This window comes from Micromonospora sp. NPDC047620, from assembly GCF_043205005.1.
Taxonomy (GTDB): Bacteria; Actinomycetota; Actinomycetes; order Mycobacteriales; family Micromonosporaceae; genus Micromonospora.
In genome coordinates this window covers 158,490-178,996 of sequence record NZ_JBIDDG010000014.1, presented here as the reverse complement: position 1 = coordinate 178,996, position 20,507 = coordinate 158,490, and the positions used below count along the sequence as shown (strand labels likewise).

The 20,507-nt window shown below is 74.6% G+C and carries 17 protein-coding genes and 2 pseudogenes; 6 read left to right on the top strand and 13 right to left on the bottom strand.

The window, feature by feature from the left end; all coding sequences use genetic code 11:
• Both ACGF5C_RS19395 and xylA read right to left on the bottom strand, forming a co-directional pair.
• Positions 1-767, bottom strand: a pseudogene (locus ACGF5C_RS19395) (FGGY family carbohydrate kinase); the annotation flags it as partial.
• Between the two features lie 12 nt (positions 768-779).
• Positions 780-1,967 carry a xylose isomerase gene (xylA, locus tag ACGF5C_RS19390; RefSeq protein WP_393303389.1) on the bottom strand — a complete coding sequence of 396 codons (1,188 nt, stop codon included), beginning with the start codon at positions 1,965-1,967 and terminating at the stop codon, positions 780-782.
• 49 nt (positions 1,968-2,016) lie between these two features.
• Between xylA and ACGF5C_RS19385 the strand changes: the two genes are divergently transcribed.
• A complete protein-coding gene (locus ACGF5C_RS19385; protein ID WP_393303488.1) occupies positions 2,017-3,282 on the top strand; it encodes an ROK family protein in 1,266 nt (421 codons plus the stop codon).
• Between the two features lie 79 nt (positions 3,283-3,361).
• Here ACGF5C_RS19385 and ACGF5C_RS19380 read toward each other — a convergent pair whose 3' ends face one another.
• Positions 3,362-3,901, bottom strand: coding sequence for a MarR family winged helix-turn-helix transcriptional regulator (locus ACGF5C_RS19380; protein ID WP_393303387.1), 540 nt, complete (start codon positions 3,899-3,901; stop codon positions 3,362-3,364).
• A 97-nt stretch (positions 3,902-3,998) separates the two neighbouring features.
• On the opposite strand from ACGF5C_RS19380, the gene ACGF5C_RS19375 reads away from it, so the two are divergent.
• Entirely contained in the window at positions 3,999-5,129 is a 1,131-nt protein-coding gene (locus ACGF5C_RS19375) for a PP2C family protein-serine/threonine phosphatase (protein WP_393303385.1), read from the top strand.
• A 15-nt stretch (positions 5,130-5,144) separates the two neighbouring features.
• Here ACGF5C_RS19375 and ACGF5C_RS19370 read toward each other — a convergent pair whose 3' ends face one another.
• From ACGF5C_RS19370 to ACGF5C_RS19330, 9 genes are all read right to left on the bottom strand, one after another.
• Entirely contained in the window at positions 5,145-6,626 is a 1,482-nt protein-coding gene (locus tag ACGF5C_RS19370) for a sugar transferase (RefSeq protein WP_393303383.1), read from the bottom strand.
• A gap of 214 nt (positions 6,627-6,840) precedes the next feature.
• Positions 6,841-8,601: a VWA domain-containing protein gene (locus ACGF5C_RS19365; RefSeq protein ID WP_393303381.1), complete on the bottom strand. Its 1,761-nt coding sequence runs from the start codon at positions 8,599-8,601 to the stop codon at positions 6,841-6,843.
• Positions 8,602-8,733: 132 nt separating this feature from the next.
• Positions 8,734-9,771, bottom strand: coding sequence for a lactonase family protein (locus ACGF5C_RS19360; RefSeq protein WP_393303379.1), 1,038 nt, complete (start codon positions 9,769-9,771; stop codon positions 8,734-8,736).
• 123 nt (positions 9,772-9,894) lie between these two features.
• A complete protein-coding gene (locus ACGF5C_RS19355; protein WP_350708658.1) occupies positions 9,895-10,497 on the bottom strand; it encodes an ATP/GTP-binding protein in 603 nt (200 codons plus the stop codon).
• Complete coding sequence (locus tag ACGF5C_RS19350; RefSeq protein ID WP_393303377.1) at positions 10,478-10,867, bottom strand: DUF742 domain-containing protein; 390 nt, start codon at positions 10,865-10,867, stop codon at positions 10,478-10,480. The genes ACGF5C_RS19355 and ACGF5C_RS19350 overlap by 20 nt, the downstream gene beginning before the upstream one ends.
• Positions 10,857-11,279: a roadblock/LC7 domain-containing protein gene (locus ACGF5C_RS19345; protein ID WP_393303375.1), complete on the bottom strand. Its 423-nt coding sequence runs from the start codon at positions 11,277-11,279 to the stop codon at positions 10,857-10,859. The genes ACGF5C_RS19350 and ACGF5C_RS19345 overlap by 11 nt, the downstream gene beginning before the upstream one ends.
• A complete protein-coding gene (locus tag ACGF5C_RS19340) occupies positions 11,279-14,011 on the bottom strand; it encodes a nitrate- and nitrite sensing domain-containing protein (protein ID WP_393303373.1) in 2,733 nt (910 codons plus the stop codon). Before ACGF5C_RS19340 ends, ACGF5C_RS19345 begins: the two co-directional genes overlap by 1 nt.
• 229 nt (positions 14,012-14,240) lie before the next feature.
• The gene (locus ACGF5C_RS19335) at positions 14,241-15,731 is read right to left on the bottom strand and encodes a catalase (protein WP_393303371.1); all 1,491 of its coding nucleotides are present in this window, start codon (positions 15,729-15,731) and stop codon (positions 14,241-14,243) included.
• A gap of 32 nt (positions 15,732-15,763) precedes the next feature.
• Positions 15,764-15,895, bottom strand: a complete 132-nt coding sequence (locus ACGF5C_RS19330; protein WP_393303369.1) for a hypothetical protein — start codon at positions 15,893-15,895, stop codon at positions 15,764-15,766.
• Between the two features lie 173 nt (positions 15,896-16,068).
• Between ACGF5C_RS19330 and ACGF5C_RS19325 the strand changes: the two genes are divergently transcribed.
• The 3 genes from ACGF5C_RS19325 to ACGF5C_RS19315 all read left to right on the top strand — a co-directional run bounded on the left by ACGF5C_RS19325 (position 16,069) and on the right by ACGF5C_RS19315 (position 18,515).
• Positions 16,069-16,662, top strand: a complete 594-nt coding sequence (locus ACGF5C_RS19325; RefSeq protein ID WP_393303367.1) for a hypothetical protein — start codon at positions 16,069-16,071, stop codon at positions 16,660-16,662.
• A 10-nt stretch (positions 16,663-16,672) separates the two neighbouring features.
• Complete coding sequence (locus ACGF5C_RS19320; RefSeq protein ID WP_393303366.1) at positions 16,673-17,722, top strand: hypothetical protein; 1,050 nt, start codon at positions 16,673-16,675, stop codon at positions 17,720-17,722.
• Positions 17,723-18,131: 409 nt separating this feature from the next.
• The gene (locus tag ACGF5C_RS19315; protein WP_393303364.1) at positions 18,132-18,515 is read left to right on the top strand and encodes a hypothetical protein; all 384 of its coding nucleotides are present in this window, start codon (positions 18,132-18,134) and stop codon (positions 18,513-18,515) included.
• A 90-nt stretch (positions 18,516-18,605) separates the two neighbouring features.
• Here the strand turns inward: ACGF5C_RS19315 and ACGF5C_RS19310 are convergent.
• Positions 18,606-19,151 (bottom strand): annotated as a pseudogene (locus tag ACGF5C_RS19310) (glycoside hydrolase family 6 protein); the annotation flags it as partial.
• A 369-nt stretch (positions 19,152-19,520) separates the two neighbouring features.
• Here ACGF5C_RS19310 and ACGF5C_RS19305 point away from each other — a divergent pair.
• Complete coding sequence (locus ACGF5C_RS19305) at positions 19,521-20,507, top strand: hypothetical protein (protein ID WP_393303362.1); 987 nt, start codon at positions 19,521-19,523, stop codon at positions 20,505-20,507.

The following is a 20,507-nucleotide window of genomic DNA, read 5'->3' as shown; positions in this document are numbered from 1 at the left end:
CCGGCCCGGAAGGCGTCGGGGCGCAGCGCGCCGGCCCGGAAGGCGTCGGGGCGCAGCGCGCCGGCCCGGAAGGCGTCGGGGCGCAGCGCGCCGGCCCGGAAGGCGTCGGGGCGCAGCGCGCCGGCCGGTTCCGCCGGGCCGAGCACGGCCGGCACGTGCGGGCGCCGGCCGAAGGCGCGCTCCAGCAGGTCGAGCCGGTAGTCGCCGGTGGCCGGGGACCAGTAGCCGGTGCCGCTGGCGTCGCCCCGGTCGGTGCGCAGCGCCGCCAGGCCGGGCGCGCCGGCCAGCTGCCAGGTCAGCCAGTCGTGCGGCAGGCAGACGGCCGCCACCCGGGCCGCGTGCTCCGGCTCGTGCCGGGCCAGCCAGCGCAGCTTGGTGGCGGTGAAGCTGGCCACCGGCACGCTGCCGACCGCGTCCGCCCAGAACCGGCGGCCGGCCGCCCCGCCGCCGGCCTCCTCGACCAGCTCGGCGGCGGCCCCGGCGGAGCGGGTGTCGTTCCACAGCAGCGCGGGCCGGACGACGGCGCCCGCCTCGTCGAGGCAGACCATGCCGTGCTGCTGGCCGGCGACGGAGACCGCCGCGACGTCGGCCAGCCCGCCTGCGGCGTCGACCGCCGCGGCCAGCGCGGACCACCACGCCGACGGGTCGACCTCGGTGCCGTCCGGGTGCGGTGCCCGGCCCTGCCGGAGCAGGGCACCGGTCTCCGCGTCCCGGACGACGACCTTGCAGGACTGGGTCGAGGAGTCGACCCCGGCGACGAGCGGCATCTCCGGCGGTCCTCAGCGCGCGCCGAGCAGGTGCTCGACGGCGAGCTGGTTGAGCCGGACGAAGCCGAAGCCCCGCCCGGCGGCCCCGTCGACGTCGAACTCCTCGAACGCGGAACGGTCGGCGAGCAGGTCGGCGTGGCCCTCTCCCGGCGCCAGCGTCGGCGTGCCGAGGTCGGCGACCCGGCTGGCCGCCAGCGCCTCGGCCACCTCCGGATCCGCTCGGAAGGCCGCCGCCCGCTCCTTGAGCAAAAGGTACGTCCGCATGTTCGCCTCCGCCGACGCCCAGACGCCGGCCGTGTCCTCGGTGCGCGAGGGCTTGTAGTCGAAGTGCCGGGGGCCGTCGTAGGCGGCCGCGCCGCCGGGGCCGCCGTGCTCCAGCAGGTCGACCAGGGCGAACGCGTTGAGCAGGTCGCCGTGGCCGAAGACCAGGTCCTGGTCGTACTTGACGCCGCGCTGGCCGTTGAGGTCGATGTGGAACAGCTTGCCCTGCCAGAGCGCCTGGGCGATGCCGTGGGCGAAGTTCAGGCCGGCCATCTGCTCGTGCCCGACCTCGGGGTTGAGCCCGACCAGCTCGGGGTGAGCCAGGGTGGAGATGAAGGCGAGGGCGTGCCCGACGGTGGGCAGGAGGATGTCGCCGCGCGGCTCGTTCGGCTTGGGCTCGAGGGCGAACCGCAGGTCGTAGCCGCGGTCGACGACGTACTGGCAGAGCAGGTCGACGGCCTCCCGGTAGCGGTCCAGGGCGGCCCGGACGTCCTTGGCGAGGTCGTACTCGGCGCCCTCCCGGCCGCCCCACATCACGAAGGTGCGGGCGCCGAGGTCGGCGGCGAGGTCGACGTTGCGCAGCACCTTGCGCAGCGCGTAGCGCCGGACGTCGCGGTCGTTGCTGGTGAATCCGCCGTCCTTGAACACCGGGTGGGTGAACAGGTTGGTGGTCACCATGGGCACCACCAGGCCGGTCTCGTCGAGCGCCTTGCGGAACCGGGCGACGTGCCGGTCGCGGGTCGCGGCGTCCGCGCCGAAGGGCACCAGGTCGTCGTCGTGGAAGGTGATCCCGTACGCCCCGAGCGCGGCGAGCCGGTGCACCGCCTCGACCGGGTCCAGCTCGGGCCGGGTGGCGTCGCCGAACGGGTCGCGGGCCTGCCAGCCCACCGTCCAGAGGCCGAAGGAGAACTTGTCGGCGGGGGTGGGACGGGGCGCCATGGCAGGCCTCCGGGGATGTCGTCCGCTATTTGTTCAGTGGTTGAATTATTTGATCGGCCTGTGGCAGTGTCAAGGAGTGCCCCGACCCGACGCCCCGGCCGGGGCGGTCCGGCAGGGCAGCCTGCGCGAGTGGAACCTCGCCGTGGTGCTCGGCCGGATCGCCGCCGCCGACCGCCCGCCGTCCCGGGCCGAGTTGGCCGCCAGGACCGGCCTGACCCGGGCCACCGTCTCGGCCGTGGTGGAGGACCTGCTCGCCGGCCGGCTGGTGCGCGAGGCGGAGCCGACGCCGCGGACCGGCGCGGGGCGGCCGTCCCGGGGCCTGGTGCTCGCCGCCGACGGCCCGGCCGGGCTTGGCCTGGAGGTCAACGTCGACTACCTGGCCGCCTGCGTGGTCGACCTCGCCGGCCGGGTCCGCCACCACACGGTGCTCCGCGCCGACCTCCGGCCGCTCTCCCCCGCCGAGGCCGTCACCCGGCTGGCCGACCTGGCCGCCCACGCCCGCGCCGAGGCGGCCCGCGAGGGACTCACCCTGGCCGGCGCGGCCCTCGCGGTGCCCGGCCTGGTCGACGACGCCGGGCTGGTCCGCCTCGCGCCGAACCTGGGCTGGCGCGACGTGCCCGTTCCCGCCCTCCTCGCCGGGCATCCGCCGCTGACCGCGCACGTGGACGGTGTGCCACCGCTGCTGGTCGACAACGAGGCCAACCTCGCCGCGCTGGGCGAACTGCACGCCGGACCGGCCGGCCCGGCCAGCTTCCTGCACATCTCCGGCGAGGTCGGCATCGGCGCCGGGATCGTCCTGGACGGCACCCTGTTCCGGGGCACCCGCGGCTGGAGCGGCGAGATCGGCCACGTCCCGGTCCACCCCGACGGCCGGCCGTGCCGGTGCGGGGCCCGGGGCTGCCTGGAGACGTACGCCGGTCAGGAGGCCATCCTCGCGGCGGCCGGCCTGGCCGGCGCGGACCTCCCGGCGGACACCGCGACGACCCGGCTCGCGGAGCTGGCCGGGGCGGGCGACCCGGCGGCGCTGCACGCCCTGGCCGACGCCGGTACCGCGCTCGGGGTCGCCGTGGCCGGGGTGGTCAACCTGCTGGACCTGGACACCGTGGTGCTCGGCGGCGGATACGCCCCGCTGGCGCCCTGGCTCCGCCCGCCGGTGCTCGCCGAGGTCTCCCGCCGGGTGCTCACCGCCGCCTGGTCGCCGGTCACCGTCCGCCCGGCGGCGCTCGGCGGTGCGGCGGCGGCCGTCGGCGGGGCTGGTTCGGTGGTCCGCCGGATCCTCGCCCGACCCGCCGGCTGGCTGACCCGGCAGCCCTGAGCCCGGCCTCCTCCGATGGGCGTCGGGCTGCCCCTGCACCGGGCCAGACGGCGGGCTGACGGTCCGGGTCGTCGGCGGGTCAGGCCGTCCGGGCCACCCTCGGCTCGTCGCCGGGCCACTCCTGCGTCGGTAGGCCGACCGGAGGCTCCGCCGGGCCGCCCACGTCGGACCAGGGGCCGGCCGGCTCGACGGACTGGACGGACGCGTGGCGGCGACGCGCCGCCTCGTCGAACTCCCGCATGCCCCGCAGCAGGGCCTGCCGCCCCTCGGGGGTCATGTCGCCGAGGATCGCCGCGAGCTGCTGGCGCCGGTCGTCACGCAGCTCGGCGAGGAGCCGGTGGGCCTCCGGGGTGAGGTGCAGCGAGATCTCCCGCCGGTCGAGGCGGCCGGGCTCGCGTTCCAGCATGCCGGCGGCGACCAGCCGGTCACATAGCCGGCTGGCGGAGGAGAGCAGCATGTCGAGCCCGGTCGCCAGGCGGCGGAGGTTGATCCCGTCGTGCTGCTCGACCAGCATGATCGCGCGCAGCTGGGCGCCGGACACACGGCTGGTCGTGCGCTCCCGCGCGGCCTCCCAGACCGCCAGCAGGGCATCGGCCACCGCGTCGAGCTCGGCAGCCATACTTGTCTGGGGCCCCTGGGGACCGTGCACTTCCGCCATGGTGCGCCCGAGACTACTCCGAAACCGCTGGTGCGGGCTCGCGACCAAGGAGCGAAGGATGAGCGAACCGGTCAACCGGGTACGGCGCGCCCTCAACGAGGCGCCCGCCGATCTCCTGCTGGACCGGGTCGCCGACACCCTGGCCGGGGCCTACGGGACCACCCGGGTGCAGCTCCTCCAGGTCGACTACCGGCTGTCGGCGCTGCTGCCGCTCGGTGACGGGGAGCCGGTCACCGGCCCGGGGCACCCCGCCTGGCGCTGCTTCGACCACCAGACCCCGATCGTCGCCGACGACACCGCGTACCTGCCGGTGTCGATGCGCGGGGAACGCCGGGGGGTGCTGCGGGTGGCGCCGGCCCCCGGCGACCCGGGGACGCTCCACGAGCTGGCGGAGACGGCCACCGCGCTGGCCCACGAGATCGCCGCGGTCAGCGCCGGCACGGACGTCTACCGGGCCGCGCGGCGCAGCAGGAGACTCACCCTCGCCGCCGAGATGCAGTGGGAGATGCTGCCCGGCCGCAGCCGGATCCGGCCCTCGTTCAGCCTCGCCGGGCAGCTCGAACCGGCGTACGCGGTGCGCGGCGACAGCTTCGACTGGTCCGACGACGGGGAGCGCGTCTGGCTGTCCACCATCAACGGCACGGGCGAGGGGGTGGCCGCCGCGATGCTCACCTCGCTCGCCACGTACGCGCTGCGCAACGCCCGCCGGGCCGGGCTCGGCCTCGCCGACCAGGCGGCCCTCGCCGACCAGGCGATCTACGACCTGCACCGCGGCGACCAGCACCTCGCGGCGCTGCTGATGGACCTCGACCTGCGCTCGGGGGTGCTGACCGTGGTCGACGCCGGATCGCCCCGCCTCGTGCTGCTGCGCGACGGGGAGATCCACCAGCTGCCGCTGGAGGCGCAGTTCCCGCTCGGCATGTTCGAGGCCACCGACTACCACGAGCAGCGGTTCGAGCTGTGCCGGGGCGACCGGCTCTTCGTGGTCAGCGACGGCGTCGTCGACGCCACCGGGCAGGACGTCCGGTACGGCGAGACCGCGCTGGACCGGTTCCTGCGCCGGACCGGGCCGATGGAGCCGCTGGACGCGGTGCGCTCGCTGATCGGCGACCTGCGCGCGTTCGTCGCCGATGACCTGGTCGACGACGCGGTCGTGGTGTGCCTGGACTGGACCGGCCCGCAGGACTGACCCCACCGGGTCGGGTCAGTACGCCCCGCGACTGTTGACCACGGCACCGAAGGTCTTCCAGAGGATCGTCAGGTCGGCCGCGAGCGACCAGTTCTCCACGTAGTAGAGGTCGAGCCGGATGCCGTCCTCCCAGCTGAGGTCGGACCGGCCGCTGACCTGCCAGAGCCCCGTCATGCCGGGCTTGACCAGCAGCCGGCGGGCCACGTCCCCGTCGTAGCGGGCCACCTCGGATGGCAGCGGCGGGCGGGGGCCGACCAGGCTCATCTGCCCGAACAGGACGTTGACCAGTTGCGGCAGCTCGTCCAGCGACCACTTGCGCAGCAGCCGACCGATCCGGGTCACCCGCGGGTCGTCGCGCATCTTGAACATCAGACCGTCGGTCTCGTTGCGGGAGGCCAGCTCCGCCAGCAGGGCGTCGGCGTTCACCACCATGGTGCGGAACTTGTAGACGCCGAACTCCCGGCCGCCCTGCCCGACGCGGGTCTGGCGGAACAGCACCGGCCCCCGGCTGTCGAGCTTGATCGCCAGCGCAATGGCGGCCAGCAGCGGCAGCAGCAGCGTCAGGGCCAGCGAGGAGGCCGCCCGGTCGACGAAGCCCTTGATCAGCTTGCGGGCGCCACGGAACTCTGGTGCCTCGACGTGGATCAGCGGCAGGCCGGCGACCGGCCGGGTGTGGATGCGCGGGCCGGCGACGTCGGTCAGCGCGGGCGCCACCACCAGGTCGACGCCGGTGCCCTCCAGTTGCCAGCCCAGCCGCCGCAGCCGGGTGGCGGTCAGCTCGCCGGAGGCGGTCACCGCGACCGTGTCCGCGCCGATGGCGGTGGCGGCCTCGGGAATGCCCCGGAACGAGCCGACCACCGGCACGTCGCCCAGCCGCTGGGCGACCGGGGCGAGCAGCGCGTCGGGGATGCACGCGCCGACCACCTGGTAGCCCGCGTACGGCTCGCGGCGCAGGGTGTGCACCAGCTCCAGCACGTGCGCGGTGTCGCCGACCACCAGCACCTTGCGCGACCAGCCCGCGCCCCGGGACCGCGCCCGGTGCAGCCGCTTGCGCGCGGCGAACCGGGCCACCTCCAGACCGACGGCGCCGACCGCGAACGAGATGCCCAGGAAGCCCCGGGAGACGCCGACGTCCGCGATGTAGCCGACGATCGCGATGCCACCGGCGAGGCGCAGGCTGGCGGCGCTGACCCGCCGGTACTCGTCCGCGCCGTACCCGAGGACCCGGTCGTCGTAGCAGCGCAGCACCCGGAGCGAGATCAGCCAGGCGACGACGAGCCCGGGAGCCACCACGACGTAAGGGACCTTCGAACCGCCCGGGGTGTCGCCGCCGAAGCGGGCCGCGTACCCGATGAGCACGGCGACGGTCAGGATGGTGGTGTCCAGCACCACCAGGGAGCGGACGTAGGCGCGCTCGTCGGTGCGGGCCGCCTGCCCGGACCACGGCTGGTCAGGCGACGCCGCTCGGGCGGGGGTCAACAGCGTCGCCGAGGTCACCGGCCCTCCCCACTTCGCATGCCGACGGCCCCGGTCGTCGACCGGCCCGTCGCGGGCCGGCCGCGGAGCACTACGACATCCTGCCCCGACAACCAGGGTGGCCGATTGCTTCCGACGTATTGCCGTCACTTTTCCCGACGGACCCGGTGGCGGGAAAGGGCCCGCGGTACCGGATCCAACGGTACGACGGGCCCCGCACGCACTGCTTCGTCACTCAGGCCGGGGCTTTGCGCAGCGCGACCGCCTGGAGGAAGATTTCGCCGATCTTGGTCGGGTCCTCGGTGACGAAGGCGCCGCCGCCGGTCACGTCGGTGATCGACTTCAGCTCGGCCTTGCTGACGTCGCCGCCGATACCGATGATCACGACCTGCACCGGCCGCTCCGGGTCCTTGATCTTGTTGAGTTCGGCCAGCAGCTGCTGCTGGGTGATGCCGTCGGAGTCCTCGTTCTTACCGTCGGTGAACAGCACGATCGAGTTGACCCGGCCCGGCTCCCAGTTGTCCTGCACCTTCTGGTAGGCAGCGAGCATGGTGTCGTAGAGGCCGGTGCTGCCGCTGGAGGACCGGATCGAGCCGAGCGCCTGCTCCAGCTTGCCGCGCTGCCGCGACAGCGGCCCGATGGCGACCAACTCCTGGTGGTCGCGGGAGCCGACCAGCTCGGTGGAGAACGTCCAGAGGCCGATGGACCAGGAGTCGTCGAAGAGGTTCAGCCCGCGCCGGGCCGCCTCCACGGTGACCTGCTGCCGGGTCGCGTTGCCGGCGTTGGCCACCTTCTCCTTCATGGAGCCGGAGACGTCGATGACGGCGAGCATCCGGCCGGACTGGGTGGCGATCGACCAGCTGGAGAGCGCCCGGTCCATGTTCTGCGGGTCGAGCCCGCCGGTCGCCGCAGTGCCGCCGGTCGCCGGCGGGGCCGACACGCCGCCGGCCGGGCTGGGTGCCCCCTGCGGGGCGTCGAAGCCCGCGCCCCAGTTGCCGTCCGGCGCCCGCAGCGCCTGGGCCGCCAGCCTGTCGCGGAAGTCGGCCGTGGTGAGCACCTCGTAGAGCACCCGCGCCGCCGACGCCTTGGCCGGCTCGATGCCGGGCAGCACCGCGTACGGGTAGTCCAGCGGCGCGGGCGCCGGCTCCAGGTAGAGCGCGGCCAGCGGCACCGGCGGCTTCTTGCTGTTGTACTGAATCACGTCCTCTTCGGACAGCGCCGCCGCGCCGAGGCTGCTGGCGATCGTCGTCGCGTCCGGCGCGGTGGGAAACCGGGCGAGCAGGTCCGGCCGCAGCGCCGAGCGGTCGGTGGCCAGCGCCCGCAGCGCGGCGACCTTGTCCTTCTCGGCGTCCGCGCCGCCGGTGGCGCTGGCGGCGGCGGTCAGCGAGAGCAGGCCCGACAGCCCCGCCGCGTCGCGGGTCGGCTCGACGATGCCGGTACGCAGCGGTTTGTCGCTCTGGACCTGTTGGAGGAGCTGGGTCCAGCTGAACTTCTTCTGCGGCCAGCCCAGCCGCGAGGCGATCGGCACCGGCATCGCCACGACCACCGGGCTGCGGGCGATGGACGCGCCGTTGCCGGGGTCGAAGGCGGTGGCGCCGCCGGTCTTGAGCCGCAGCAGCCAGGTGGAGGAGTCGGGCACCCAGACGTCCGGGCTGACCGCCGTGCCACTGGCCTGCCCGACGCCGGCCAGCGTGACACCGTGCTTGGCGGCGACCGTCGCGGCCACGTCGACCGGGTCGGCGGCCGAGACCTTCACCGCGATGCAGGTCCCGCCGACCGCGGCCCCGTCCTCGACCCACCGCGCGGCCGCCGCGTCGACGGCGGGAGCGAGTTCGTCGGCGACGGCGACGGACAGCTCGATCCTGCCGGAGCAGTCCGGTTGCGCCAGCTGCTGGTAGCCGAACCAGCCGCCGGCCGTCACGGCGAGCACGCCGACGGCAGCAGCGGCGGTAGCTGCGTGAACGTTGGAACGCCTGCGGTGGCGGCCTGCTGACACGCTGACCATACTGCGTACCCGCCTCGGCGGCTGCCACAACCGTTCGGACGAAAGTTACGCAGAATATACAGTTGACCACCAAATTGTCGACGATGAGTAACGGTCTCGCCTCGCCACGTTTATCTGGCCTGGTCAGGGCAGGACGCAGGTGGGGCTGAGCACCGCCACCGGCTCCCCGACCGGGGCCGGGACACCGGTGGCCGCGTCCACCCGGAAGACCCGGACCATGTCGGCCCGCTCGTCGGCCACGTAGAGGTGCTCCCCCGCCCGGGCGAAGTGCCGCGGCCACTCCCCGCCCGTGTCCACCTCGGCGACGAGCTCCGGCAGCTCGCCGGCCAGGGCGAAGACCGCGACCGTACCCACCCCGCGGTTGGCCACGTAGAGGAAGCGGCCGTCCGGGCCGACCGCGATCTCCGACGGCTGGACGTGCCCGGGCCGGTCGCTGGCGTCGACCCGGCCCCGCTGGTGCAGCGCACCCTCGGCGGTCAGCTCGTACGCGGTCACCGAGGCGTCCAGTTCCCCCGCCACCCAGCACCGCCGGCCGTCCGGGTGCCGGGCCAGGTGCCGGGGGCCGGAGCCGGCGGCCGCCCGCACCCGGGGCGCCCGGGGCACCAGCCGACCGGAGGCGGCGTCCAGGTCGTAGCGGTAGATCGAGTCGGTGCCGAGGTCGACCGCGAGCAGCGGGCCCCGGCCCGGGTCGGGGTTGACCATGTGGGCGTGGGCGGCGGCCTGACGCTCCGGGTCCGGCCCGTGCCCCTCGTGCCGCACCAGGTCGCTGCGCTCGCCGGGCACCCCGTCGGGGCCGAGCGGGAACACCGCCACGCTGCCGCCGCCGTAGTTGGCCACGACGAGGTGGCCGCCGTCCGGGACGACCGCCAGGTGGCAGGGCTCCGCGCCCCCGGTGGACCGGGTGCCGAGCGGGGTGAGGTCGCCGTCGGCGGCCACCCGGAAGGCGCTGACCTCGCCGTCGGGTAGCTCGTTGACCGCGTACAGCACCGGCAGCCGCGGGTGCCGGGCGAGGAAGGAGGGCGCCGGGGTGACCGCGACGGTGCCGAGCGGGGACAGCTCGCCGGAGTCCGGGTCCCGCCGCGCCGCGACGATGCCGGTGCCCCGGCCCCCGCCGTGTGCCGTGTAGCCGCCGATGTGGACGACCGCTCCCTGCTCCGTCACCGGTTCCACCCTCCGCCGATTCCTCCGTCGATCCAACCAGAGGCTTCCCCCTGTGCCGGCTTCTTGCCCCCGAAAGCCGCGCCGAATCGCGGCCGGTCGACGGGACCGGCCGCGCCGGCGGGCTCAGGCCGCCGGCACCGGCTCGCCGCGCTGCCGGGCCACGTGCTCGACGAGGGCGATCAGCACCTCCTTGCCGGACTGCCGGTCCCGCGCGTCGCAGAGCACCAGCGGCACGTCGGGGTCGAGGTCCAGCGCCTGGCGTACGGTCTCCAGGCTGAACCGCCGGGCGCCGTCGAAACAGTTCACCCCCACCACGAACGGGATGCCCCGCTGCTCGAAGTAGTCGATCGACGGGAAGCAGTCCGCCAGGCGACGGGTGTCCGCGAGCACCACCGCGCCGAGCGCCCCGAAGGCCAACTCGTCCCAGAGGAACCAGAAGCGGTCCTGGCCCGGGGTGCCGAACAGGTAGACCTGGAGGTCGTCGTTGATCGTGATCCGGCCGAAGTCCATCGCCACCGTCGTGGTCGACTTCGCCTCGACGCCGGACAGGTCGTCGGTGTCGACCCCGGCCCCGGTCAGGATCTCCTCGGTCTGCAACGGCCGGACCTCGCTGAGCGCGCTCACCAGCGTCGTCTTGCCGGCGCCGAAGCCCCCAGCGATGAGGATCTTCAGCGCGAGCGGGATCCGGGGAGCGGAACCGGCCTCGTCACAGCGCACGGAGTCCACTGACCACCGCCTTGAGGATGTCGTCGTCGGGCAGGTAGGCGGCGGCCGTCGGCTGGTGCACCGCGACCAGTCCCCGGGCCAGCAGGTCGCCGAGCAGGACGCGGACCACGCCCACCGCGAGGTCCAGCTCCGCCGCCAACTCGGCGACGGGCACCGGCCGGGCGGCCAGCGACACCAGGCGCCGGTGCTCGGGGTGCAGCTCCGGGTGGGCGGCCGGGTCGGCGGCCGGGTCGGCCAGCACGTACGCGACCAGGTCGAAGCCGTCCGCGGACGACCGGACCCGCCCGCCGGTGAGGGTGTACGGCCGCACGACGGGGCCGGCGTCGTCGTCGAGCCACTCGTGCTGCGGCCCGGGGGACTCAGCCCGCATCGGCAGCCCCCGCCGCCGGCCGGGCCGGGGCGCTCAGGTACTCCCCCACCCGGGTGACCAGCATCGCCATCTCGTACGCCACCAGGCCGATGTCCGCGTCCGCGTCGCTGACCACCGCCAGACAGGCCCCCTGCCCGGCGGCGGTGACGAAGAGGTACGCCGACTCCATCTCCACCACGGTCTGCCGGACCGCCCCGCCGGCCACCTGTCGGCTCGCGCCCCGGGCCAGGCTCGAGAAGCCGGACGCCAGCGCGCACAGGTGCTCGGCGTCGGCGCGGTCCAGGTTGGTGGAGGAGCCGAGCAGCAGCCCGTCGGCCGACAGCGCCACCGCCTGGCGGGCGGGCGGCACCCGTTCCACCAGGTCGTCGAGCAACCAGTCGAGATCGGCGCTCTGCCTCGTCGGATGCAGCATCAGGCGTCCCTCTCAGTCGCGGTCACGGGGTCCGGTTCCGCCGGCGGGTCGGCCGGCGTCGGGATCGGGGTCGAAATGGGGGTCGGGGTCGGCTCCGCGGCCTCCGGTGTGTCGCCACCGGCCGCCGGGGCGCCGGCGGCCACCGCGTCAGCCGTCGCGCCGCCGGCCACGACACGGCCACGGGCGGCGGCCACAGCCGTATCAGCCGTCGCGCCGCCGGCCGCGGCGCGGCCTCGGGCGGTGCCTGCCTGTAGGGCGGACATGGCGCGCCGCGCCTCCTCCGGGGTGCGCGGGGTCGGGCTCTCGATCACCGGTGGCCGCGGCGTCGGGCCGTCGACGCCCGGATGCCGGGCCGCCGCGGGGTGCCCGACCGCCGGCCCGCCCCCGGGAGCGTCCGGCGTCGACCGCCGCTGCCGGACGGCCGGCCCGTGACGCCGCACCCGACGCGGCAGCCCGTCGATCTCCCCGGCGCTCTCGGCGGGGCCGGGGCCTCCGGGTACCCGGCCGGCGGGGGCGGGGCCTCCGGGCACCGGGTCGGCGAGGGCTGGGCCTCGGGACGCGGAGGCGGCCCGGTCCGGGCCGGCTGAGGCCGGGCCCCCGACGCCGGACGCGGCCGGGGCCGGGCCGGCGGCGCGGCCGGGCTGGTCCGGCGCGGCGGAGGCGGGAGCTGCGGAGAACGTGGCCGTGGCGGCCGGGGCTGCGGAAGGCGGCATCGCGCCGGGTGCGGCGGCTCGGGCGGAATGGGGCCGGGGCAGCGTGCCCAGCCGGCTCGCCCGGGCCATCCGCCGTTCCTCCGGTGTCGCCCCGGACTCGCGCTCCGGCGGGGCGACGCCCTCGGGCAGCAGGGACGGCTCGTCGGTGACCAGGTCGGCGGGGATGAGCACGACGGCGGTCAAGCCGCCTCCGTCGGACGGGCGCAGCCGCACCCGGACCCCGTGCCGGGCGGCGAGCCGGGCCACCACGAAGTGGCCGAGCCGGGCCGTCTCGACGGGCTCGAAGTCGGGGGACCGGGCCAGCCGCCGGTTCGCGTCCTCCAGCGCGGCGGCGGTCATGCCCAGGCCGCGGTCGGTGACCTCGACGGCGTAGCCGTTGGCCACGTGCTGTCCGGAGACCTCCACCCGGGTGTGCGGCGGGGAGAACGCCGCGGCGTTCTCGATCAGCTCGGCGAGCAGGTGGATCACGTCGCCGACGGCCCGCCCCAGTGCGCCGCCGGGCTGCACCGCGGCGATGTCGACGCGGTCGTACGACTCCACCTCGGAGATGGCGCCCCGGATCAGGTCGACCATCGCGACCGGGTTGCGCCAGCCCCGCCCGGGGGCGGCGCCGGCCAGGATGACCAGGCCCTCCGCGTGCCGCCGCAGCCGGGTGGCGAGGTGGTCGACGCGGAACAGCTCGGCCAGCTCGTCCGGGTCCTCGGTGTGCCGCTCCATCCGGTCGAGCAGGACGAGCTGCCGGTGCACCAGCCCCTGGCTGCGGCGGGCGATGTTGAGGAAGACCTCGTTGAGCCCCCGGCGCAGGGTGACCTCGTCGACGGCCGAGCGGACCGCCGTCCGCTGCACCTCGGTGAAGGCCCGCGCCACCTGGCCGATCTCGTCGCCGCCGTACTCCAGCGCGGGCGCCTCCCGGGCGACGTCGACCTGCTCGCCCCGGCGCAGGCGGGCCACCACGTCGGGCAGCCGGCGTTCGGCCATGTCCAGCGCGGCCGTGCGTACGCCGGTGAGCCGCTGCGCGAGGGAACGACCGACCCGCAGCGCCACCAGGACCGAGACCACGACGGCGGCCAGGCCGAGCACCCCGGCGGCGGCGAGCCGGACGAGGATGCCGACGGCCGTCGGCACCGACCGGTCGGCGAGCCCGTCGGCCTGGGCCAGCTCGAACTCCCGCAGCGCCTGCTGCACGGCCTCGTAGCTGGCCTGCCACTGCGCCGGGTCCACCGCCGGCCGGGTCGACGACCCGGCGCCGACCAGGGCGTCCTGCATCGCCCGCAGCCGGCCGAAGACCTCCCCCTCGGTCAGCCGCTGGAACGCGGCGCGCTCCGCGTCGGGCAGGTCCGCGACCGCCGCCTCGGCGAGGAACCGCTGGTTGGCGATGGTCTGCACGACCTGGGTGTGCTCACCCTCGGCGAACCGGCCGGCGGTGAACGCCCCGGCCAGCAGGGCGTCGGTCTGGCCGAGCAGCTCCCGGGAGCGGCCGAGCGCGGTGACGGCGAGCGCCTGGCGGTTCAGGTCCCCGTCGGGCAGGTTCGCCATGGCCGAGAACGCCTGGAAGGCCGAGGAGATCATCCCGCTGTAGAGCCCGACCGCGCCGGCCCGGTCGACCTCACGCCGGTCGATGAACCCCCGCCCGGCGGGCAGCGCGTCCAGCGCGGTGACGAGACGGTCGACCCGGGTGTCGAGGTGGTCGCCGGCGGCGTCGCGCAGTTCCTCCCCGCCGACCCGGCGGCGCAGCTCGGCGACCGCGCGGTCGGTCCGCTGGCGCTGCTCGGCGAGCCCGGGCGCGACGTCCCCGCCGGCCAGGTGCACCACCGAGAGCCGGCGCTCCCGTTGCAGCTCGGCCACCACCGTCTCGCCGGGGTGGCCGAGGTCGTAGAGGAGGGTCCGGGCGGCGAGCAGGTCGAGGGCCGGCCCGAACGTCAGCGTCGTGGCGAAGATCCAGAGCGCCAGCAGCGCGGTCACCGGGACGACGACCAGCGCGGTCAGCTTGGAGCGGATCGGCCAGTCGCGGGATTTCAATCAGACCTCGCCCGGAAGGTGTGGCTGCGGGGGCGCCGGCGCCGGCCGGGCAGCGTCCGGGTCGGACGGTCACGGCCCACGGTGCCGGCCCGTCCGACGGACGCCTTGGGCAGGATACGTAAATCCCGCCCGATGCACTACCGTCCGTCGCGTCGGGCCTACCGGACGGACGTCCACAGCGGACGAACGCCCCGCCGGGGCCGGCGGGGCGTTCGGTGGGTGGTGCGGGTCAGGCGCTGACGGAGATGCCGAGACCCTCGGCGACCCGACGGCCGTAGTCCTCGTCGCACTGGCTGAAGTGCCAGACCATCTTCTCCTGGATGTGCTTGTCGCACTGCGCCAGCAGCGTGGTCAGGTTGAGGATCAGGTCGTCGCGCTCCCAGTCGGCCATCTCGCGGTAGCGGCGGCCCGCCTGGGAGTAGTTGTTCTGCCGCTCGATCGGGGCCTTCATGACCTGACCGGAGACGAACGGGCGGTACTCCCGGTAGGACTCGTCGGCCTCCCGGAGCCCGGCGACCGAGGACGGCTCGAAGTTGATGTGCGGGTTGCCGCCCCGGTTGTCCACCCCGTACGACATCTGGCCGCCGCCCTGGTTGGTGCTGACGACCACGTCCTCGCGCGGCCGGTTGACCGGCAGCTGGAGGTAGTTCGGCCCGACCCGGTAACGCTGGGTGTCCGAGTAGGAGAACGTGCGCCCGACCAGCATCTTGTCGTCGGAGAAGTCGATCCCGTCGACCAGCACGCCGGTGCCGAAGGCGATCTGCTCGTTCTCGTTGTGGTGGTCGCTGATGTTGCGGTTGAGCGTCATCATGCCGACCGGCAGGTAGGGGAAGTCCTCCTCCGGCCAGATCTTGGTGTCGTCGAGCGGGTCGAAGTCCAGCTCCGGGTGCTCGTCGTCGCTCATGACCTGGACGTTGAGTTCCCACTTCGGGTGGTCGCCGCGCTCGATCGCCTCGTAGAGGTCCTTGGACGCGTGGCCCAGGTCGGTGGCCTGGATGGCGTCCGCCTCGGCCTGGGTGAGGTTGTGCTCGCCCTGCTGCGACAACCAGTGGAACTTGACCAGCACGCCCTCGCCCTCGGCGTTGACCAGCCGGTAGGTGTTCACCCCGGACCCGCGCATGGTCCGGTAGTTCTTCGGGATGCCGTACGGGGAGAAGAGCCAGGTCAGCATGTGCATCGACTCGGGCGTGTTCGACATGAAGTCGAAGATCCGGTTCGGCTCCTGGCGGAAGGTCACCGGGTCCGGCTTCAGCGAGTGGATCACGTCGGGGAACTTGATCGCGTCGCGGATGAAGAAGACCTGGAGGTTGTTGCCCACCAGGTCCCAGTTGCCGTCGTCGGTGCGGAACTTCACCGCGAAGCCGCGCGGGTCGCGGGCCGCCTCGGAGGAGTCCCGGCCGCCGATGACGGTGGAGAAGCGGATGGTGACCGGGGTCTTCTTGCCCTTGTTCTGGAACAGCTTGGCCCGGGTGTACCTCGACGCCGGCTGGTCACCGATCGTCCCGTACGCCTCGAACTCGCCGTGCGCGACGAAGCCGCGCGCGTGCACCACCCGCTCCGGGATGCGCTCCCGGTCGAAGTGGCTGATCTTCTCGAGGAAGTGGTAGTTCTCCAGCGTCGCCGGGCCACGCGAACCGACCGTCCGCTGCTGCTGGTTGTTGTGCACGGGGTGACCCTGACGGGTGGTGAGGATCGGCTTGCTGGCCTGCGGGTCGCTCATGGCGCTCCTCCTGATCGGTGTGACGGCTGGCGTCACCGGCGGTGCTCCCGTCGGACCAGGTGGTCGTGGTCGTCCCCGGCCAGCCCGTAGCGGGCCGGCCCGCCGGGCTGCGTGACCCGCAACCCGGCGGCCCGGAGGCGTTCGACGTCGGTCTCGACCGGCATCACCCCACCCAAGCGCCTTTTCTGGAATGAGTCAAGTTTTCGGGGGCGATCGCTCTGTGCGACTCGTCATGTCGGTACGGGGGATGCCGCCCGGTCGGGTTCGTCAGGAAAGTGCCGCGGAACGGGATTGGCGATCACGGAGCGGAGGGAATACCACTGCCGAAGGAGGAGCCATGTCGCCCACGCAGGTAATCGTCATAGTTCTCGTCGTGCTGGTGATCGCGGCGCTGGCCGTGGCCGCCCGGTCGTACGCCCGTCGTCGGGCGCTGCGGTCGCGGTTCGGTCCCGAGTACGACCGCGCCGTCGCCGAACGGGACAGCCGTACCGCCGCCGAGCGGGAGCTGCGCGAGCGGGAGCGCCGCCACGCCGAGCTCACGCTCACCCCCCTCGCCCCCGAGTCCCGCGCCCGGTACGCCGCCGCCTGGGAGGAGATCCAGGTCCGCTTCGTGGACTCCCCGGCCGAGACCGTGGGCGACGCGGACAAACTGGTCACCCGGCTCATCGCCGAACGGGGCTACCCGACCGGCGACTTCTCCGACCAGATCGCCCACCTCTCGGTGGAACACGCCCGCACGCTGGGCCACTACCGCGACGCCCACGAGATCCACCTGCGCAACTCGCGCGGCGAGGCCAGCACCGAGGAGCTCCGCCAGGCCGTGGTCCACTACCGCGCCCTCTTCGCCGACCTGCTCGGCGAGGAGCCGGTCGGGCACCGGCCGCCCGAGCAGCGCAGTCCGGACAGCCAGCACGACGTCACGAGCCGCTGAGGAGACCGCGATGCGACAGGAAGAGCAGCGGGTGGGCAACGAGCACCCCGAGGCCGTCCGCTCCACGCCGGTGCCGGTGCCGCCACCCGGCGACCAGGCCGGCCGCGCCGAGGTGCCCGAGGACGCCCTCGACGACCGGGGCACGTTCGACGACCCGGCGGTCGCCGGCGAGCGGGCCCCGCGCCGCGGGACGGCCGGCGACGAGCGGTCCGGCGATCGGGACGCCGACGCGGCACGGTCCCGCGACCAGGGTGCCGGCGCGGCACGCTCCGGCGGCCGGGACGCCGACGGCGGGCGTCCGGAGTTCCACGAGCCGGGTCCGCTGCCGACGGCCTTCGGCGCCACCACCGTCGGCGACGCGGTGGCCGCGTCCGCCCTGGCCAGCCCCCGCCCGGAGGACGAGGTCGACCCGCGTACGGAGTCGACCGCGCGTCCGGGCGACGGGGCCGTGGACGGCGCCCGGGAGGGGCGCCGGGCCGACCCGACCGCCGAGTTCCGCGGTGCCGGCGAGCGTGGCGAGGGCCGACCCGACGAGCCCGGCGGGTCACGGGGCGGCACGACCGTGCTGCCGCCGGACGTCACCGACGGTGGCCCCGAGCGCCGGTCCGACCTGACCGGCGGGACGGACGCCCCGGGGACCGCCGCGGCCGGCGGGCCCGGGTACGGCAGCGCCACCCCCGCCATGGTCGACCCCGACGCCGAGCACGCGTCGGCCGGGCGCACGGGTGCCGCCGCCGGCTCGCTGGAGTCGGCCGGGACGTCCCGACCGGCGGGGTCGACCGTCGCCGCCGAGCCGGCCACGCTCTTCGACTCCGCGGCGGCGCAGGGTTTCCGGGACCGCTGGCGGGACGTCCAGCTGCGGTTCGTGGACGACCCCCGCGCGGCGGCCGGGGAGGCACAGTCGCTGGTCGACGAGGCGATCCAGGCGCTCGCCTCGGCGCTGTCCGCGCAGAAGAACAAGCTGGGCGGCTGGCAGGACGCCGGCTCGGCCGACACCGAGCAGCTGCGGATGGCGGTCCGCCACTACCGCGACTTCCTCGACCGCGTGCTCGGACGCTGACCGCTCCCACGGGCCCCGGGCGGACCGGCCCGGGGGCGCGTGGCGGTGCGCTCGTGCCGGCGCGGGCCCGCGTCGGCAGCCTGCCCGGCGCGACGGCCGGGCAGGCCGTTCGACATCCGGCGGGTGATCGGTGGCCTGTTCACGCTGCACGCGTCGCCCTCGTCGGCGTCTTCGACGGCGCCCTCCGCCGGGTCGAGAAGGCGCGGGGTGTCCGGATCAACCCCTATGCCGGCCTCGGCATGCCCGCGTTCGGCGTGTTGGCTGCGGCAGTGGCGCTACCCGGCCGAGCCGCCGGAGACCCCCGACGAGACGCGCGCTGAACCGCCCGGCCCGCATCCGGGCATGGGCGCCGCCACGCGGGGTACGCCGGGAGGATCAGGAAACCACCTGGCGGCAGGAGGGCAGCCACATGACGGATCGTGACCGTGACCGACCGCTGGAGGAGAGCCCCGAGGTGGCCGCGGCGGTCGAGGACGACACCGGCATCCCCCAGCTGATGACCGGCGGCGGCGCCGACCGGGACACTCCGTCCTTCGCGGAGCCCGGTGACCAGCCGCGGGGCGGCGCGCCGACCGACGAGCTGATCGGTGACCCGTACGCCGCCGGCACCGGGGCCACCGGCACCGGCACGGGGGCGGCGCCGGACAACATCCGCACCGGCGCGGAGCAGCCCTGGGAGCCGGAGGACCTGGTGGCGGCCCGGGGCCAGGATCTGACGCCGGAGAACATCGAGCGGGCCCGCCGGGACCTGGCCGAGCTGGGCCGGGCGGCGATCGAGAGGACGGTCCCCTGACCGCCGTACGCGACGAACCCCCGGCCCGACCGTCGAGCGGTCGGGCCGGGGGCCCGGGGAACCCCGCCGCCGGAGCGCCTCACCTACTGCCAGCGGCGGGTACGCGTTCTGCACGAGCTGCGTGAACTGCGCGGGGAACCAGTCCCCCGAGATCGGGCGTCCGGCAGGGCCCCGCTGGGGTTGTTGCCGTTGCGGGCGTCGCCGGGGTCGGTCGGGTCGCACATCCGGTCGAAGCCCTTACCCGCGTTGTTCGGGATCTCCCTGCTGGCGCCGTCCGACTCGCCCCGGCACCCGGCCGCCGTTGACGTGGGTGTCCACACTGGTCGTCGCGACCGGGCCGGTGGGCGGGCGGAGCCGCCCCAGCCGTTGCGGGAGCCGTCGGTCCAGCATGCCGCCGCGCGCCTTGTCCACAGTGCTGCCACAGGCGACCGCAGCGCTCTCCAGCGGTCGGGCCGAAGTTGCTGTCCAGCCGATCCAGCCGTGCTGGGCGGCGTCGATGTGGTTGTGGACGTTGCCGATCGCACCCAGCTTCGCCAGGGCGTACCCGATGCCGTTGACGTAGGCGCCGTTGGTCTTGACCGTGTCGCACATGGCGGTGCCGCCGGGCTGGCCGGAGGTGTTGGTCACCAGGTTCGGCCGCACCGACTCCGCCTTGGCCTTCGACTCCGGTTCACGTACCCCTGGGCGTTCAGGTAGGAGTCGTCCACCCGCTGGCCGGGCGGGGGCCGGGTGGTCGGCGACGGGGTTGGTGGGCGGCGGGGTCGCCGGGACGATACCCACCGAGGGCCCCGACCGGCACGATGCAGCCGTCGCGGTGCCCGGCGGGTGGGAGTGGCACGGCGAGCCACATAGGGTACGAAAACGGGCATATCACGCCTGTCGCCCGCATGCCCTACATAGGTTAAAACACGAATCTTTCCCTGCATAGCTCGTGAAACGGCCTAACGTCGTTCGTAGCTCGGTTGCCACCGAGCCCAGGACAACAGGGATGGAGTGACGCAGGTCATGGCAAACAAGATGCTCGGGAAGGTCGTTGCGGGCGCTGCCCTCGGTGGTGCCTCCCTGCTCGTGTTCACGCCGGGTATCGCGTTCGCGGACGGCCACCACGACGAGGGCAAGGTCTACGCCAAGCCCCACGTCGTCAAGGCGGGCGACACGGTCAAGCTGCTCGAGGTCTGCTCGGAGCGCCAGGAGCACGCCTACGTGTGGTCCAAGGTCACGGGCAAGGTCAAGCTCAAGCCGGCCGAGGACCGCGACGGCTGGCGCGGGGAGGAGGGTTCCGGCGACCACGACAAGGGCAAGGACCACGACAAGGGCAAGGACCACGACAAGCGCAAGGACCACGAAGGCAAGGAGCACGACAAGGGCAAGGAGCACGACAAGGGCAAGGACCACGACAAGGGCAAGGACCACGAAGGCAAGGACGAGACCGCCAAGCCGCAGCCGTCGACCGGCGGCGGCCAGGGCGGCGGCGCCGCCGACGAGGGCGGCTGGAAGGGCTACGAGCACGGCCAGGACGCCGAGGGTGGCCGCGAGGGCGAGGACCGCAAGGACCACGACCAGTACGGCTCGGACAGCTGGGGCTCGGACCGTGGCGACAGCGGCCGCGAGGAGGACCGCAAGGACCACGAGGGGTACGGCTCGGACGAGGGCGACCGGAAGAAGGACCACGAGAAGAAGGACTGGTCCGACGAGGAGTCCCGGAAGGACGACAAGGACAAGGACCGCTGGGAGCACAAGCGTGACTTCGTCTACTACGGCGAGGCCGAGGTCTCCGAGGACGCCAAGCCGGGCCGCTACGAGCTCAAGGGCTCGTGCGGCGAGGGTGAGCTCGTCGTCCTGCCGCGCGGCGGGGTCGACGGCGGCGACGGCGGTGCCGGCGCCGGGACCGACCGGGGCCTGGCCGCCGGTGGGGCCAGCCTGCTCGGCGCGGCCGCCCTGGGCGGCCTGGTGCTGATGCGTCGGCGTCGGACCGATGAGTCGCTGGTCTGA